This is a genomic window from Methanospirillum sp. (assembly GCF_035560735.1).
Lineage (GTDB): Archaea > Halobacteriota > Methanomicrobia > Methanomicrobiales > Methanospirillaceae > Methanospirillum.
Window position 1 is genome coordinate 1 of record NZ_DATMYY010000017.1, and the last position, 16,457, is coordinate 16,457.

15 protein-coding genes are annotated in these 16,457 nt (G+C 46.6%); 5 read left to right on the plus strand and 10 right to left on the minus strand.

Going from position 1 to position 16,457, the window contains the following annotated elements; all coding sequences use genetic code 11:
• Positions 1 to 168 precede the first annotated feature (168 nt).
• Positions 169 to 690, plus strand: coding sequence for a diacylglycerol/polyprenol kinase family protein (locus VN429_RS00495; protein WP_325628614.1), 522 nt, complete (start codon positions 169 to 171; stop codon positions 688 to 690).
• A 21-nt stretch (positions 691 to 711) separates the two neighbouring features.
• Here the strand turns inward: VN429_RS00495 and VN429_RS00500 are convergent, their stop codons facing one another.
• Genes VN429_RS00500 through VN429_RS00525 form a run of 6 tightly spaced genes read right to left on the minus strand, consistent with a single transcriptional unit; the run spans position 712 to position 7,863 of the window.
• Positions 712 to 1,287: an NADH-quinone oxidoreductase subunit B family protein gene (locus VN429_RS00500; RefSeq protein ID WP_325628617.1), complete on the minus strand. Its 576-nt coding sequence runs from the start codon at positions 1,285 to 1,287 to the stop codon at positions 712 to 714.
• 4 nt (positions 1,288 to 1,291) lie between these two features.
• Positions 1,292 to 2,836, minus strand: a complete 1,545-nt coding sequence (locus VN429_RS00505) for an NADH-quinone oxidoreductase subunit D-related protein (RefSeq protein ID WP_325628619.1) — start codon at positions 2,834 to 2,836, stop codon at positions 1,292 to 1,294.
• Positions 2,833 to 4,308 (minus strand): proton-conducting transporter transmembrane domain-containing protein, encoded by a 1,476-nt coding sequence (locus tag VN429_RS00510; protein ID WP_325628621.1) that lies wholly within the window; start codon positions 4,306 to 4,308, stop codon positions 2,833 to 2,835. The genes VN429_RS00505 and VN429_RS00510 overlap by 4 nt, the downstream gene beginning before the upstream one ends.
• Entirely contained in the window at positions 4,305 to 4,997 is a 693-nt protein-coding gene (locus VN429_RS00515) for a hydrogenase subunit (RefSeq protein ID WP_325628623.1), read from the minus strand. The genes VN429_RS00510 and VN429_RS00515 overlap by 4 nt, the downstream gene beginning before the upstream one ends.
• Positions 4,994 to 5,935, minus strand: coding sequence for a respiratory chain complex I subunit 1 family protein (locus VN429_RS00520; RefSeq protein ID WP_325628625.1), 942 nt, complete (start codon positions 5,933 to 5,935; stop codon positions 4,994 to 4,996). Before VN429_RS00520 ends, VN429_RS00515 begins: the two co-directional genes overlap by 4 nt.
• Positions 5,932 to 7,863 carry a proton-conducting transporter transmembrane domain-containing protein gene (locus VN429_RS00525; protein WP_325628627.1) on the minus strand — a complete coding sequence of 644 codons (1,932 nt, stop codon included), beginning with the start codon at positions 7,861 to 7,863 and terminating at the stop codon, positions 5,932 to 5,934. Before VN429_RS00525 ends, VN429_RS00520 begins: the two co-directional genes overlap by 4 nt.
• 497 nt (positions 7,864 to 8,360) lie before the next feature.
• Here VN429_RS00525 and VN429_RS00530 point away from each other — a divergent pair, with 497 nt between their 5' ends.
• From VN429_RS00530 to VN429_RS00545, 4 genes are all read left to right on the plus strand, one after another.
• Positions 8,361 to 8,987 carry a carbonic anhydrase gene (locus tag VN429_RS00530; protein ID WP_325628629.1) on the plus strand — a complete coding sequence of 209 codons (627 nt, stop codon included), beginning with the start codon at positions 8,361 to 8,363 and terminating at the stop codon, positions 8,985 to 8,987.
• Positions 8,988 to 9,164: 177 nt separating this feature from the next.
• A complete protein-coding gene (locus VN429_RS00535) occupies positions 9,165 to 9,575 on the plus strand; it encodes a DUF2493 domain-containing protein (RefSeq protein WP_325628631.1) in 411 nt (136 codons plus the stop codon).
• A gap of 133 nt (positions 9,576 to 9,708) precedes the next feature.
• Positions 9,709 to 11,019, plus strand: a complete 1,311-nt coding sequence (locus VN429_RS00540) for a hybrid sensor histidine kinase/response regulator (RefSeq protein WP_325628635.1) — start codon at positions 9,709 to 9,711, stop codon at positions 11,017 to 11,019.
• Positions 11,020 to 11,281: 262 nt separating this feature from the next.
• Complete coding sequence (locus tag VN429_RS00545) at positions 11,282 to 13,942, plus strand: PAS domain S-box protein (RefSeq protein ID WP_325628638.1); 2,661 nt, start codon at positions 11,282 to 11,284, stop codon at positions 13,940 to 13,942.
• 195 nt (positions 13,943 to 14,137) lie between these two features.
• On the opposite strand, the gene VN429_RS00550 is transcribed toward VN429_RS00545, so the two are convergent.
• The 4 genes from VN429_RS00550 to VN429_RS00565 all read right to left on the minus strand — a co-directional run bounded on the left by VN429_RS00550 (position 14,138) and on the right by VN429_RS00565 (position 16,293).
• Positions 14,138 to 14,344 (minus strand): hypothetical protein, encoded by a 207-nt coding sequence (locus VN429_RS00550; RefSeq protein WP_325628640.1) that lies wholly within the window; start codon positions 14,342 to 14,344, stop codon positions 14,138 to 14,140.
• A complete protein-coding gene (locus tag VN429_RS00555; protein ID WP_325628642.1) occupies positions 14,328 to 14,777 on the minus strand; it encodes a PIN domain-containing protein in 450 nt (149 codons plus the stop codon). Before VN429_RS00555 ends, VN429_RS00550 begins: the two co-directional genes overlap by 17 nt.
• Before the next feature lie 103 nt (positions 14,778 to 14,880).
• The gene (locus VN429_RS00560) at positions 14,881 to 15,405 is read right to left on the minus strand and encodes a nucleotide-binding protein (RefSeq protein WP_325628644.1); all 525 of its coding nucleotides are present in this window, start codon (positions 15,403 to 15,405) and stop codon (positions 14,881 to 14,883) included.
• Positions 15,406 to 15,420: 15 nt separating this feature from the next.
• Positions 15,421 to 16,293, minus strand: a complete 873-nt coding sequence (locus VN429_RS00565) for a formate/nitrite transporter family protein (protein WP_325628646.1) — start codon at positions 16,291 to 16,293, stop codon at positions 15,421 to 15,423.
• Positions 16,294 to 16,457: the final 164 nt, after the last annotated feature.

The window sequence follows — 16,457 nt, forward strand, 5'->3', positions numbered from 1 at the left end:
TTCTGATATTGAGATATCAGAAAAATGGTGGACAATTATATTGTATATATTTGTGACTGCCATAAATATCGTAATTGGGCAATGAAAGTATGGTTTAATATCGGCATAGTTAATCATCTCAAGGACAGATAACTGGTAATGAATGAGTTCTGGCGTAAGATCGTCCATATGGTCTTCGGCCTGCTTATCACGCTTTTGATCTACTATGTTCCAAAAGAGAGCACCCTCATAATCCTTGGAGTAGGATTACTTGTCGGGCTCTGGTTTATCGATCTTGAGATGCGGAAAATCAATGTTCCGCTGATACATGAACTCATATTCCATCTTGAGCGGCCGGGTGTTTTTCCCGGTAAAGGGGCTTTTTATTTTGTATTTACAGCTCTTGTTACCTTGATTCTCTTTCCATCAGCCGTTGCAGCCCAGGGTATACTCATTTTGTCAGTGCTTGATGGAATGGCTACTATTATCGGTCTGCGGTACGGCAGGATCAGGATCATCAATCACAAATCCATAGAGGGTTCTGGTGGAGCAATAATCGTGACTTTTATTGTTCTGTTATTCTTCATGGACCCGGTTAAGGCAGCTGTTCTTTCGGTGGTAGCCGGTATTGTTGAACTTGGGAGTCCCATTGATGACAATCTGCTTCTTCCGATAATCATTGATCTGCTTTTGGTGCTGCTGCCCTGGTGATCAGGGCAGGGCTACCAGGGGTTATGTCTCCCGTGATTTGAGCAGGAAAAGCAGACTCTTTATGATCTCAATAGGCCTCGGAGGATTTCCCGGGATCTTCAGATCTACCGGGATGACCTCATCAACCCCACCAAGCACTGCGTATGATCCCTTCCATATCCCGCCTGTGCATGCATCATCACCGACTGCAATCACGATCTTGGGATTAGGAGTTGCATCGTACGTTTTCCTGAGTGCATCAGCCATAGCACGGGTCACTGCCCCGGTGACCATCAGGGCATCTGCATGTCGTGGTGAAGCAACAAATGTGATCCCGAAACGTTCAATATCATAATATGAAGAAGAGAGGTTTCCAAGTTCAATCTCTGCTGCATTATCACTTCCACAATCAACCTCCCTGATTGCAAGGCTTCTGCCAAATAGCCGTTTGATCTCCTGATGCAGGGCAGTGTTGAGTTCTTTTATTTCCTGTCTCTCTCTGATCTCGCTTGTCTCAGTTATCTCCCGGATTTCCTGTTCACTTCCGTTCAGGTATGATTTGAGTGTAGTTTCATTACAGAGTGGTCTTTTAAAGAGATTTACAACAGTTTCAATCATGGTATCAGAGATCAGTTCCTGCATATGAGAGATTCAGACTCTTATTAATTACCGGAAAGTCAGCAACGATGTTACCGATAACCGCATGTTCTATCGCATACCAGTTGCAAAAAGACGCTGTTCTGACTTTATACCGGTCAACGACCCCGTTTCTGATGTATACCCAGTGCAGCACCATTCCTCTGGGAGACTCGGCCATTGCAAGTGCAAACCCGTCACGAACCTGAACCGGGATTCTTACAGGGCCTTCAGGAAGAAAAACAAGCAGTTCCTGGATCAACCGGAGTGATGAGCGGATCTCCTGGTGTTTGAGTGAGAACCGTGCAAGAGCATCGCCTCCCTGTTCACAAGCCTGTCCCGGTATCCTCTCGTGATAGATTCCATAGGGGTGATCAATACGGGTGTCAGCAAACGATCCCGAGGCCCGGGCAACCGGGCCTGAAAGAGCAAGAGATTGTACCAGTCCGGGATGAACAACCCCGGTGGTTGCGAACCTGTCAATAACCGATGGGATAGAGAGCACCCATCCTGCAATCTCATCAAGTTCATGCTCTATCTCACCTGTTATTTTGAAAAGATGGTCCAGAGATTCTTTTGATATCTGATCTGATACACCACCAGGGCAGATTGCACCTTTGAGAAACCGTGAACCACAGATCTTGTCTGCTTCTCGCTGTATACGTTCACGAAGAACCATGAACCTGCTTGCAGATACCGGATGAGCGATGTCAGTTACCATTCCTGCAAGATCTGAGAGAAGTGAGAAGGCCCGTTCAAGTTCAAGAAGTACTCCTCTGATATATTCTGCACGGGGTGGAACGGTAACTCCGCATATCTGCTCAACTGCCATACACAGCCCGCAGGCGTTCACAGCTGATTCATCACCAGATATGGATTCAGCAATTCTGACAACCTGCTCCGGGGTTTTTCCTTCAGCAAGTTTCTCAAGTCCCCGGTGAAGATATCCAAGCCGTATCTCAAGATTCACGATAGTCTCACCGATGACACTGAATCTGAAATGACCCGGTTCTATGATACCTGCATGGACCGGGCCGACCGGTACCTGAAAGACGCTGCTCCCTTCGATGGTTTTGAACTGGTATGGATCACCAGGTTTATTCTCTTCGGTTGCTGCCGGTGGTTTGTTATGGAATTCCTTTTTGAGTGGATGGAACCCTGCTGGATATGTTTCATGAAGGAAGAGTCTTCGGGTATCAAACGCTCCTGTGAAGATGATTCCAAAACCGTCTGCAATCTCCCGTTCAAAGAGGGAAGCAACAGGAAATATCCCTGACACCGAGCGATGTGCTGCTCCGCAGTCCAGCGAAACAAGAATCAGCATCTTCTCTGATCCCTGTTCTTCTATGATGTAGAGTAGGCTGCATCCAGTTACTCCCTCAAACTCTTCTACACAAAAGATCGAGATGAGGTTCTGTCCTTGGTCTTTTAGTTCTTTGATTATCGAAACGATCTCTCCATCAGGAATGTGGTAGTACCGGGCGGTCTGATCCTCTTTCATCAATATTCCGCCGGAGAATGTCTGGGTCATATACCTCCTCCGATCCCGATATCATGAACGGCTGCAGAAAGGAATGCCTCTTCTCCCGGTATCATCAGGATTCCCATAAAAACTGAAAGAGCGAGCAGGAACACGACCGGTACCTTCATCCAGATTGGCACGATGTACTGCAGTGGAGCCTCTCCTTCTGCAAACTTCTTTCCCATGATATCAAGAATAAATCTGAATATGGCGACTCCTGCAAGGGCAAAGAGAAGTAATGCCAGCAGCGGGATATAAAGTGAAAGTTTTCCTCCTTCAAGCAGGATTCCAAACTTTGAAAGGAATAGAGGGAAGAATGGTGTTCCAATGATTGCAACCGATCCAATAATGAAGGCCACTGCTGCAAACGGTTGCAATCTGAAGAGATCACCGATCTGATCTTCTGTTCCCGGGGTATGGGATTTAAACTGGCGGTGCAGGATTCCGGCAGAGAAGAAGAGGCCTGCCTTCACAACCGAATGGCCCATCATGTGATAGATCATCCAGAAGAATGCAACTGGTGTTCCGATTCCTGATGCAAGTAGGAGAAAGCCCATGTTCTCTATTGATGAGAATGCAATCAGTCGCTTTATCCCGGTCTGTTTGAGCATCGAAAAGCATGCTACCGACATGGTGAGCATTCCAAAGATGATAAGCAGCAGTGATATCCTGGGTGCAATGGAAGTCTGGTGAACAATCCCGACCATCCGGGCAATTCCATACATGCCTACATTCAGGATTGCTCCTGACAAAACAGCACTGACTGCAGATGGTGCTTTTGCATGTGCCTCAGGCAGCCAGGTATGAAGCGGAACAACTCCTGATTTTGCTGCAAATCCAATGAAGAAGAAGATGCATGCAATCATGAGCATCCCGTTATTGCATGATGGAGCTTCTGCCAGAATGGTCTGCCAGTCCAGACTTCCAGTTCCGGTCTTCTGCCTAATGAGTTCAAAGAGGAAGATAACCCCGATGAATGAGAAGAGCATCGATGTGGAACAGACAAAGATGTACTTGAGCGATGCATCGATATTCTCTTTTACCGCAAGGATGGAGACAAGGAGGGCTGAGAAGACGGTGGTCAGCTCAGCACATATCCAGAACTGTGCCACGTTAGGGGCATAAAATGCCATCGTAGTTGCAAAAAGCAGAAGCGAAAACCCGAGATAGAATATTCGCAGGCTTCGTCTGCTCAGTTCACCTGCCTTGACAAGTCCGTCTATGTATCCGACTGCATAGATGCTGGCACAGGTGAATATTACTCCGGTTACCAGCATCAGAATCAGGTTCAGGTGGTCAACCATGAAGAATGGCCCGGTCCAGGCATCAGGCATTGCCATAAGCAGGATGGTTATGAGGAGAGTAACTGCTGAGTGTATCACTCCAAGCAGACTCATCTGCCTGTGTGAATGCTGGACTGCCTGGAGCAGGAGAATAATGGCAGTGACAGCCGGATAAAGTAGAGCCACAAGCAATGTCATGCCTGCACCTCTTCTTCAGACCAGAGATGAAACTCTTTCAGCCTGTTTGTGTAAGCGTCGATGCTTGAATCCATCCCTACGGTAAGGATTGTTGTCAGAAGCACGAGGATGATCAGATCCACCATGATCACAAACTCGGTAATGAACGGCAGTTCAGTCACGAATAAACCGAAGAGGAGTACCCCGTTCTCCATCGAGAGATATCCTATTACCTTGGTGATTGCAAGCTGGCGGGTGAAGATGGCAATAAGACCCATCAGCATCAGCGAGACCCCGATCACTGATCCCATGAAAAAGAGACTGTTTTCTGTGAAGAGATCTTTGAGCACCCGAGAAAAACAGAGATACACGAGCAGGATCAGCAGCATACTGACCATAAGGGCCCCTCCGGGTTGCAGGTAACTGAACTTGAGATCCTGCTGAATTTTTATCCGCTGCTGTATGATCCTGATGAACCAGGGAATCCCTATCACCTTTGAAACCAGGGTAATTCCTGCAATCAGGAGAAGGATGCTATTGTTTTCTATCACACCAATCAGAATGGCGATAGCGACGAGGATCAGCGACTGGAGTGCATATGTCCTGACTAGTGACGAGAGGTTTCTTGTCGTAAGCAGGCATGCAGCTGATATCAGAACCAGGATCAGGCATATCCTGAGCAGAGAAGAGACCATGCTGGGCTCGATCATAACATCACCTCGCTCAGGATAGTCAGTGCCGAGAAGAAGAACGCCATCATAAAGAGGCCCGGTACCCTGAAGAATCGCATTTTGGCAAAGGATGACTCTACAATGCCTATCAGGACTGAAAGTGCAGTTCCTTTGATGAGAAACAGGATTGCAGCCAGGATAAGCCCAACGATTGAGGCCTCCTGAATAATTCCGAATGGGATGAGAATATTGATGAGCAGTGCCATCATGAGGGTCTGTTTCACAGCATGGGAGAGTTCAAAGAGTGCCAGATTTCTCCCTGATGTGTCAAGAAGCATTCCTTCATGAATCATGGTGAGTTCAAGATGTGTTTCAGGGTTGTCAACCGGAACCCTGCCTGTCTCTACGATGATCAGGATAAAGAGTGAGACCGAGAGGAGAAGGATGGTCGGGCTCATGCTCGGGATTATTGTTGTAGCATGCCTGAACATTTCAGGAATTGAGAGGGTGCCTGCAACATATGCCATAGCGGCGAATACAACGACTGTTGTCGGCTCTATCACAGCAGAAAGGCTCATCTCCCGGGAACTTCCCATACCTCCAAACGTACTCCCTGCGTCAAGTCCGAGGAGTGCAAGCAGGAACCTGGTGAATGCAAGGAGATACAAAAAGACGATGATGTTTCCTTCCGCAGGTGCTGCATCAGGGATCCAGATCACAGGCACAAGAAGGGCAGCGACCATCAGAATGGCAAGTGAGGCATAAGGGGCTGCACGTGAGATGAAACTTGCATAATCTGAGTATACCACCTCTTTTCTGAAGAGTTTTGCAAGATTGTAGTATCCCTGAAGAAGGGGAGGTCCTGCCCGTCTCTGCGCCCGTGCCTTGACTATTTTAACAACAGTCATGTAAAGAGGCGATATTAACAAGACAAATCCGAGATTGAACAGGCCAGCAATGACTGGAGTAAAACTCATGCAAGCCACCCCATAACAACAACAAGCACGACGACAGCACCGAACACATACAGGACATATGTGTCCACATTACCGTTCTGGAGCTGTGAAATCGCTGAACCATATGAGTCTATCAGCCTGGCAGCCGGGAGATACAGGTACTCTTCAAAGAACTTCATGAGTTCAATCCTGGCTACACCGGCTTTGACAAAACAGTGTTCAGAATCCTGATACTCTTTAGAAAATGTGATTCGTGTCCTGAATATCGGAGCAAAGATTCTGACAACCGGCTCGGTGAACCCTGATCCGGTATACTCCATTTTGCTTGTGGGATCCTGCATTCCACATCCCCAGGTGATGGAAATCCGTGTCTCCCGTGATGCCAAAGAATACACCGCAGCATATGTAAGTGCCAGTGCCCCAATTAGAAGAATCGAGAGAAGGAGCAGATCTGGCAGATATCCGGGGTATCCAAGGACTGCGAGGATCTGCGATGAAAAGATCCCGGAAAGGATGCAGGCAATAGATAAGACTGCAGGGCCGGTCCTCATCATGAGTGGAACTTCGTGTGCCTGTTTTGCTGCCGGTGTTCTTGGGAGTGCGAGAAATGTAAGCCCAAAGGCCTTAACAAAACAGACAGCAGTTAAGGCCCCGGTGAGACCGAAGAGTGAGAGGACGATGACAAGGAGCACTTGCATGAGAGGCTCAGACTGCATGAGCCCGGTGATAAGTGCCTGGTAAATAAGCAATTCTCCTGCAAAACCGTTGAGGGGAGGAAGAGCTGAGATTGCGAGGACACCAACAAAAAAGAGTCCACCTGTCCATGGCATTCTGACCAGCAGACCACCGAGTTCATCAATGTTTCGAGTCCCGGTTGCCACGTTCACTGATCCGGCTGTGAGAAAGAGGAGTCCCTTGAAGAGGCCGTGACTGACAGCATGAAACACTGCCCCAAGAAGTGCCATCGTTCCGATTGCCTGATGACCGGTTGCCGTAAAGACAACAAACAATCCAATTCCGATCAGGATAACCCCGGTATTGTCTATTGAAGAGTATGCAAGCAGTCCTTTGAGATCCTGCTCTTTTACTGCATACATTACGCCAAGTACTGCAGTAAGGCATCCAAAGAAAAGAATTACAAGACCTGATGTGATATTTGGAATAAAAAAACCGGTGACTGCACGGACAAGCATGTAAAGGGCTGTATTGAGCATCATACCAGACATCAGAGCCGAGACCGGGGATGCAGCAGCAGGATGGGCGTACGGGAGCCACTTGTGAAACGGTATTGCCCCTGCCTTGATTGCAATTCCAAGAAATATTGATAGAAATGCCATCAGCCCGGGGAGTGTTGTTATGGATATTCCTGTCGGGAATTCAAACGAGCCTGAATTCAGGTATAACTGGATGACACCAAGGAAAATACAGACTGTGGAGAGCTGGGTCATTGCAAGGTAAAAAAATGCGGCTCTTCTGGTTTTTTCCTCCTGGTACTCGATCAGGACCAGGAAAAACGATGAGACAGCCATAACCTCCCAGAAGAACAGAAATGCAAATGTTGTCCTTGAAAGAACAACGAGGAGCATGCTGGCGAGAAAGATTGGGATCAGGCTGCAGAGCAGATCGCGACTTCTTTCCCCATGCATCCTGGAAATGTATCCTGGGCTATAGCAGCAGACTGCAATCGTAAGAATGCCCAGAAGCAGAGAGAAGGCTGCAGTCAGGCGGTCAATTCCAAGGATAACCGGGAAGAGGGGTGTCAGAGAGAACGAGATAAGTTCTCCTCCGGTGATGTGGAGCAGGGCTGCAGCAGAGGCCAGGATTGTAAGTACACCTGCACAGCCCTGGATCAGTGAACAATAACGATACGATCTGATGCCTGTGAGCCATATGGGTATGGCACCTGCTGCAAGAAAGAAAAAGACAGCAGGAATAAAGAGATCAATCATGATAAAACCGTGAGTATGTGATAGAAGCGAAGGTCGTCAGATCGGTATTGCAGAATGGATGCATGTCATCCCAGGGAGAAGGAGTTGGATCCTGATTATATAATGCATGAAAATCGCCAAAGACCTGCCTGAATTTATCAGGTTATCGTTCGTGGAAAATCCATGTATAGATAACCCATTTGGCGCATGGGTCAATCTAACTTCAACCAGTATAGAGATGTTTATATGTGAGTCAGTGGTTTGTCGTCAGAATTATCGACATTTTCCTGATATCAGCATACTGTCAGAGCGCCTGACCCTCTGAATATCCCCAAGTAAATCAGACTGTATTACTCTATTTAATCCCTCTGTTACAGGACTCCTATGGGATTTTGATTGCAAAACTTTAATCCTGGGCATTATTCTCAATTTAAGTCCAATAACCTCCTCTGATTTATTTAGGATCATTTTTCTACATCGCTAGCAATCCATTATTGTTCCTGTCTTCGGAGCAGAGTATGGGTATTGAAAAATTACTGGAAGGAAACAACCACTTTGTAGAGTATGAGTTTTCTGAAAATATTGAGTACTATAAAGAACTTCTGAAAGGCCAGAGTCCCCATGTGATGATGATCAGCTGTTGCGACTCACGGGTCGCTCCAGAGATAACCTGTCATGCAAAACCTGGTGAGATATTTGTGCACCGGAACATCGGCAACATTGTTCCACCCGGTGACTGGAATGTCGGAACGTTCCTTGAGTATGGGATCGGACATCTCCATGTTGATACCCTCGTTGTCTGTGGACACGAAGGATGCGGAGCGATGCATGCCCTGGCTCACCGTCATTGCGGAGATGACGCATTTATCCCCGGCTGGCTCCGTCATGCCCAACCAGCCCTTGCAACTGTAACTGAGAAGAATCCGTACCCTGACGATCCAGAGAAAGCAAAAGAGTGGCAGTCAAACCTTGAGATTGAGAATGTAAGGCTCCAGCTCAAGCATCTGCGTACCTACAAGATCGTCCGTGATTCAGAACGTGAAGGTAAACTTAGGGTGATTGGATTATACTACCGCATCTCTGATGCCAAACTTGAAGTGGTAGATCCTGGAAAGCCTCTGAAACATGATGGAAAATCATCCTGATCCTTTTTTCTGACTTTTACTTTGTTTGATTCAGTCAGTTGACTGTTCAGGCTTCTATAAAAATATAACTCATCCGGCCTCCTCTGAAACCGGGTTCATATGCGATGATCTGCAACGTAGTTTGTTCATCTGTGCAGCCGAAAAGGTCTGTCAAGCACAGATTTACGGAAAATTATCATGGCAAAATTAATCGTCTCCGGTATCCGGACCTGTAATAGAAAAGATGCAGTATTCGCAGAGATCAATAAGTTCATCGCTGAAATCGGGGTTGTTGACGAGATTATCGCCGGCGGGTCAACCGGTGTTGATATGATCGCAAAGATGTATGCAGAATCAAAGGGAATCAAATACAAAGAATTTGCTCCAAACTGGCAGGATGACCTCAATGCAGCAGGTATGGTCCGTGACTCCCGCATGGCAGAATATGCAACCCATCTCCTGGTTCTCTCCAACGGTGTCAGCAAGGAATCCCGCAATCTGATCAACGAAGCTAAACAGAATAACCTTGTAATTAAGACCGTCGGTGTCTTTGAAGGTCTGAGTGAGACCGAAATGCTCCACCCGACAGCAACTCCGTCCTTTAACTAACCCCTGAATATAAAACCCCTTTGAATAGGGTTCCGAGCTCCTCCTTTCTCTTTTTAGCGATATTGGTGATGGCGTGAACTATATAGGATTGAATTCACTACTCAGTGAACGATTTCCGAACTGGTTGTGTCTGATGCCGAGAACGTCTACCCAAAAGATACTGGTTGTGGAGGATAACCGCACCCAGGCAGAGTCACTTCGCTACATTCTCGAGAAAGGAGGACATGAGGTAGTTATTGCTGCCGATGGTCAGGAAGGACTTGAGAGTATAGAAAAGCAGCATCCTGACATTGTTCTAACTGACGTTATCATGTCCCCGATGGATGGGTATGAACTCTGTAGGAGGATCAAAGAGAACCCTGCTACGCGGTCCATCCCGGTAATTCTGGTTACATATCTGTATAATCCGTCAGATGTCATAAAAGCCCTCGAATACGGAGCAGACAATTTTATCATAAAACCGTATGATGCTGACTGGATCTATTCACGTATCATCGGAACGCTGGAATCAGCAAAGCAGGCTCAAACTGAAGTTATCTCTGATCCACTTGCGGTCTCATTTTCAAATCATAAGTACGAAATACGGTCCGGACGGATGCAGATACTCAACATCCTCCTCTCAACCTATGAGACCGCTATCAAGAACAATTGCGAGCTTCAGGTAGCTGACGAACGTCTGCATTACCTCAACGCCCAGCTGCAGAAAGCGGTCTCTGATCTTAAACAGGCAAATGAAGAACTCCACAACAAGAATATCGAGCGCGGTAGACTTGAAACAGCCCTTGTGAGATCCAACAAGAAGTTCCAGTACATGGGGAGCATCATCCATCATATCCTCCTCACCCAGTTGAGTTCTATTTATCACAATATGGAAAAGGCAAGTTTCGGGCAGAAAGAAGGGCAGGTTGAACCCGGGTACTTTAAAAAAGCATACGGAATGGTTGAAAAGGCTCTCAACATTGTCCGGATCACCTGTGAGACTCTTGACCCGGTGGTCCAGAGCCCGGCCTGGATCGACCTTCGTGATCTGATACATAATGCGCTCAGAGAGATTCCTGCCGGTTTAGTGCGGGTTGACTGCCGGATTCCCGAGAGTGTGAAAGTCAATGCATACCCTCTTATTGAGAAGGTCTTTGCCGAACTGATAGACAATTCGGTAAGGCACGGAAAGAAGACAACGAAGATTCGGTTCAGTATCGAGAACCATGAGGATGTACCGGTGCTGATCTATGAGGATGACGGTGTGGGTATCCCGGTTCAGGATAAAAAGGAGATCTTCTCGCATGAGTATGGGCTTTCAGCAAGTCACGGTCTCTTTTTGTCAGAAGAGATCCTTGCAGTTACCGGTATAACCATATCAGAGACCGGGATGCCAGGCGAAGGGGTTCGGTTTGAGATACAGTTCCCTCGTGGTTCTATCAGAATTGGGTCAGACGCGGCATAAAATAGTATATCATGTACAAAGAAGGGATGCAGGGTGAGTATGAGGGATGGTATACAGCCCAGCCCTGCTTGTGTGATCCCATTCTATGTTTATGTATTCAGGTAGGACTAGCCTGTCTTCCGAGGTATGATTCGTTAGCTCATCTGATCTGCAATGCCCGTTGCAGTGCAAATGAGCATAGAATATTTCAATATCCCATGAATTATACCCCCATTTTCCGTTGTCCAAATAACTAAACCTTATAACATCGAAAGTGATGCAGATGACGTCGCGGAATAATGCCATCTTTGAGGATATTATCTCGGCGTTTTCCCATGGGAAAAGGTATCTCAGCATCTCTGAAGTGGCACAGTTATGTGGCCACCACAGGCACACGGTTGCCAGGTATCTGGACAGCCTGGTCTTATCCGGGCGTCTTGAGATGCGGGAGCATGGACAGAAGAAGAAATACTATATTGCTGATGTAAAACCTGAGTCCTCATTGCTCAATTTCTCTTCCCATATCCTGATCATTCTCAACACAGATCTGACGATCCGGTGGGTGAATGACACTTTTCTTCGTCTCTTTAACTCAACATCAGAGTCAGTAATAGGGCTCAGTATCGAATCTCTCCAGCTTGAGCGGATCTTCGGGCCTGCTTTTACGCAGGAGGTCAGAATCGTGAGTGCAGGAGAGACAAGGTCGTTTGAGACCAGTATTGATCAAGATGATAATACCAGGACCTATCTCTTTACTATATCATCGGTCTCATTTTTCCAGGAGCGGCCAGCCCTTGTCATCAACGGCGAGGATATTACAGAAAAGCATACGTTACTTGAGGCTATCAGGGTTAACGAGTCAAACCTGCGGCTCATTACCGAGAGCGTCCGTGATATCATCATCAGGTGGGATGTTGCAGGAACGATCTCATATGTCTCTCCAGCATGTGCAATGCTCACCGGTTTTGTTTCTCAGGAGATTAAAGGCCGCAATATTTCAGAATTTATTCATCCTGATGACTATGCAGCCCTGAGAAAAGAACTGCGGGATGTTTCGGGATTTGTTCACAAGCCTCCAGCTTCATTCAGGTTCAGAAATCTGAATGGGGAATGGATCTGGTTTGAGACAACTACCACTCCGCTCCTCTCAGAGAGCGGGGAGATAGAGGAGTATATCTCAGTCTGGCGTGACATCACCGAGCGGCTGGAAGCAGAAACCAGGCTGGCATTAAGCGAAGAAAAGTATCGCCGGCTTTTTCAGAGTGCCAAGGATGCTATCATCCTCATGAAACTGGAATCTGATCTCTCCGGTATTGAATCACTTGAGATGAATAACAATGCCTGCCTGATGATTCAGTATTCGCAGAGTGAATTCTCATCACTCGGGATTTCTGACATAGTACGGGAGGAGGATTACCCTCTCATAGAGGACATTATCAGGACCTTCATTGAGAACAGGCAGGCATTCTTTGAGATAGATCTCATTCGTCGTGATGGTTCCATCCTTCCGGTTGAGGTGAATGTCCACCTCTTTTCATTACAGGAAAAACCGGTAGCACTCGCAATAGCCAGGGATATCACCGAGAGGAGACGCATAGAGGCAGAGATTCAGGAAGCACTCCTGAGGCTCGAATACATCCTTGAGTTTCTTCCTGATCCGGTTTTTGTTCTTGACACAAACGGGGTTGTCACCGGGTGGAACCGGGAGATCGAGGACCTCACCGGTGTTCCCAAACACGAGATCATCGGAAAAGCAGGGTATGCATATACAGAGGCCCTCTATGGAGAAAATGTCCCGATTCTTCCCGATTACATCCTGACACGTGATTCTTCCATTCTTTCCCGGTATAAACACCCGGTTATAGAAGGGGATACCATCATGGTCGACATCCAGACCCGCAATCCGGTAACGGGTGTGCTCATGTGGTTCTGGATCAAGGCAGCACCGCTCTATGATATCCAGGGCAATGTCATCGGTGTTATCGAGACACTCCGGGATATTACAGCCAGAAAACTGATGGAACTTGAGATCAAGCGGCAGAATGAGATATTTGAAGCGATCAGCCAGGCTGGTTCCAACATCCTGCAGTCAACCAACTTCCAGGACTGTGTCCAAAAGACCATCAGGCTCATTGGTGAAGCGGCAGACGTGAGCGGGATCTGTCTGTTTGAGAAAAAGAGGGATTCAAACCCGCTCACATCCATTCCATTCAAAGGGTCGTGGTTTTCTGATCCGTATTCGTATGAGTTTTCAAGATTTTACCGTGAATATGAGAGTAGCGATGGTACTTCATATCAGGTGATCAAAGACCTGGTTACAGAAGGGAAGACTGCATTTCGCCTGGTGAAAAACCTGCCTGAATTGGATCAGGTCGTCTTTGATTTGGCAGGGATTGCATCAATTCTGCTGGTTCCGGTGATTATTGATGGTGAGATCCGTGGCTGTGTCGGGTTTCTTGAGAGCAAGTTTGAGCGGGTCTGGAGCAAGAAGGAGATCTACGCAATGGAGATTGCATCCTCGCTTATCGGGAGTACAATCGTGCGGTTCCAGTCCCGTGAGGCTCTTGCCAGGAGTGAGCGGCAGTTCAGGACCCTGGCACAGAATATTCCCGGAATCGTCTTCAGAATTTCTCTTTCTGATTCAGACGTCGAGTTCTATAATGATCACTTTGAGACCCTGACCGGATACTCTGCAAAAGAACTTGCCAGCGGTCAGATTAGTTCACTCATTCCCCTGATTCTTGCTGAAGAGAAGGATCAGGTGATCCAGACTAAGATGAATGCCATCATATCCGGTGAGCCGTACGATCTTCAGTACCGGATCATCGACAAGCAGGGAAGGGTTCGGATGCTGAGCGAGCGGGGCAGACCGGTCTCTGATGAATCAGGCCGAGTGGTTAGTATTGACGGGATTATTCAGGATATAACTGATCAGCAGGATTAATAATCCATTTAAGAGGTAATTGTGTCTGTTTTTTTAGTCCAGAAGGAATCCTGGAGATTGAATTTTTTCTGGAAGATTGATGTAACGTTATTTCTTTAAGTTTAGATTGCGGGAAACAATTTTTTACGTGTGTTGAATAGTTACTATTTCTGAAGGTTGTATTGAGATGTCTTGTGAATCAAGAGGAAAACTATATCAGAGGTTATCGTTGCGATTTTTTTGTCTTTCAAGGATCTTAGGTATTATTTCATCAGGGTCATTCGGTAGCCATTGATGTCGGTCACGAGTATAATCTCCACTTCCATTCTCATAACTTGAGATAAATCGTGCCATATCTACAGGTCCGAGAGCCTGAGTCAGTGCTTGTATGCCTTCCTTGCGGATTTCACTGATTGTTTTCATCGTTTGCCTCCATAATCCAGGTTACTGGGTTACATGCATACAATCCAAACGGTGATTGCTTCCGTATGGTTTTAGTAATATAATCATCGGTTGTCAGAAATATAGCATTTCCCTTTGTTGCACATGCACAATGAAGAGCATCAAATGTGTGTAATCCCATTAACTGGTAATCCTGCATAATTGTGAGCACTTTAGCATCTATCTCAACATACTGATGGATTAATGATAGAGAACTGATTATTTGACCACGTTTTTCATCATCTCCTATATAAGAAATCTCTTCGTCGAGTGCCACACTTCCCAGTAAAATCAATTCTCCAGCCTTACATCGTTCAAATATTGATAATACTGCATCAGCTTCAAGCCGTATCCTTTCACTGGTTTTATCGTCATATGGCCGGCAGAAACAACAGACGTCGAGGTACACCTTCATGACCATTTTACCGTATCAGTGTTTGAGATTATTAACAACTATCGTTTAAAATAGATTGATGGGTCTCACAATGGAAGTTCGGTCAGTTCTCTTCCATTGATATTCATACTTTCTTTTCTTTAGCACTACCTTTGGGTGCTAACACCCGTATTGAAACACCGTTGATCACCGGATCACCGGTTACGATATAGCGGTGTATCACTTGTCCGAGCACCTCAACGAGGTCACCTGCTCTGACATCCTCACGGGGGGTTGTAAACATCTTCACCGTTGTTGTTCCGGTTCGGTCACTGACTACAAAATGTGGTCTGTTTAGGGATCTGAAACGTACTTCATCGACAACTGCCTGGAATTTGACAGGTCGTGATATCATCTTGTCTGTGATCTCCCGTATCTTGAGAGTCTTTGCCTCGGTTTCATACACCGGAACAAGTCCCTCATACTCCTTCTGGCTCATGTAATTGAGTAGCATTGGGATGATAAGCAGAAATATGAGCGTAGGAACAGCCCAGATAAGCGTTTTGTACTCTCCAGTTACCAGAATATACCAGAGGAGAAAGATAGCGAAGAAACCGAAGACACCAAGGTGAAGAAGCGAAGGTTTTACAGGAAATGAACGAATTTGCATAAAAAAAAGGGGGGGTTACTCAAGTGCTTCGATCTCTTTCTTGAATGCGATCCAGTAGATCACTCCAACAAAGAGAAGTCCGCCCACGACGTTTCCGATTGTGACTATGATGACGTTGTTGGTCCACATTGTCACATAATTCAGTGTTGCCAGTTTTGCAGGGGTTATATTTGCAATCTGATCGGCATTCAGGTATCCTGAAGTCATGATGCCCGCAGGGATGAAGTACATGTTAGCAACACAGTGTTCAAACCCTGTTGAAACGAAGGCCATGATCGGGAACCAAATTCCAAAGAACTTACCGACTGCATCATCTGCACAGATACCAAGGAGAATTGCGAGGTTAACAAGCCAGTTGCAGCCGATTCCTTTCAGGAACGCAGACCACATACCTGCTATACCAAAGTAACTCACTTTAGCGATACCTATACTGACTGCCCTCAGACCGAAGGCGTTGACTGTTGCTACTCCAGCTGCGTTCCATGTGACAAACGGACCGTTTGCCATGATGTATGCATAGAAGAGTGAACCAATCAGGTTTCCGATGTACACCCAGATCCAGAGGTTGATAACTGAGCCCCAGCTGATCTTGTGGATGAATGCTGCCAGTGGTGCAAGCATTGCATCACCGGTAAAGAGTTCTGCACCGGTGAGGACGGTGATAATAAGCCCAACAGGGAACACTGCTCCCAGAATGAGCTGGCCGAAACCTGCACCGAGGTTATCGGCAACAGCGGTTGAACAGACAGTCGCCAAGGCTCCTCCCATGGCGATGTATGCACCGGACATAAAGCCCCGAAGGACCATGTTCCACCACTCCAGGCCAGTCTTGTACTTGCCTGCTCCTGCTCCTTTTGCAATTATTTGCACTGGTGGATGAAATACCATAGTTTAGTCACACCTTCACAGATAACCTAACCAATACCACACAAAATCTGGTTAGGCGTAATAGAAAAATCACCTGTGATGGTATTAAATACTTTTTATTTGATATTTTCAGTTGAAATCGCGATTGTAATCGAAATAATTGAGTAGACTCCACGAGACAAATC

Bases quoted from the DNA above. Each gene is read 5' to 3' on its own strand.
- VN429_RS00540 (WP_325628635.1), top strand. From the start codon at position 9,709: ATGCCGAGAACGTCTACCCAAAAGATACTGGTTGTGGAGGATAACCGC.
- VN429_RS00505 (WP_325628619.1), bottom strand. From the start codon at position 2,836: ATGACCCAGACATTCTCCGGCGGAATATTGATGAAAGAGGATCAGACC.
- VN429_RS00550 (WP_325628640.1), bottom strand. From the start codon at position 14,344: ATGAAAACAATCAGTGAAATCCGCAAGGAAGGCATACAAGCACTGACT.
- VN429_RS00565 (WP_325628646.1), bottom strand. From the start codon at position 16,293: ATGGTATTTCATCCACCAGTGCAAATAATTGCAAAAGGAGCAGGAGCA.
- VN429_RS00545 (WP_325628638.1), top strand. From the start codon at position 11,282: ATGACGTCGCGGAATAATGCCATCTTTGAGGATATTATCTCGGCGTTT.
- VN429_RS00535 (WP_325628631.1), top strand. From the start codon at position 9,165: ATGGCAAAATTAATCGTCTCCGGTATCCGGACCTGTAATAGAAAAGAT.
- VN429_RS00500 (WP_325628617.1), bottom strand. From the start codon at position 1,287: ATGATTGAAACTGTTGTAAATCTCTTTAAAAGACCACTCTGTAATGAA.
- VN429_RS00520 (WP_325628625.1), bottom strand. From the start codon at position 5,935: ATGAGTTTTACTCCAGTCATTGCTGGCCTGTTCAATCTCGGATTTGTC.
- VN429_RS00510 (WP_325628621.1), bottom strand. From the start codon at position 4,308: ATGACATTGCTTGTGGCTCTACTTTATCCGGCTGTCACTGCCATTATT.
- VN429_RS00515 (WP_325628623.1), bottom strand. From the start codon at position 4,997: ATGATCGAGCCCAGCATGGTCTCTTCTCTGCTCAGGATATGCCTGATC.
- VN429_RS00560 (WP_325628644.1), bottom strand. From the start codon at position 15,405: ATGCAAATTCGTTCATTTCCTGTAAAACCTTCGCTTCTTCACCTTGGT.
- VN429_RS00525 (WP_325628627.1), bottom strand. From the start codon at position 7,863: ATGATTGATCTCTTTATTCCTGCTGTCTTTTTCTTTCTTGCAGCAGGT.
- VN429_RS00555 (WP_325628642.1), bottom strand. From the start codon at position 14,777: ATGAAGGTGTACCTCGACGTCTGTTGTTTCTGCCGGCCATATGACGAT.
- VN429_RS00530 (WP_325628629.1), top strand. From the start codon at position 8,361: ATGGGTATTGAAAAATTACTGGAAGGAAACAACCACTTTGTAGAGTAT.
- VN429_RS00495 (WP_325628614.1), top strand. From the start codon at position 169: ATGGTCTTCGGCCTGCTTATCACGCTTTTGATCTACTATGTTCCAAAA.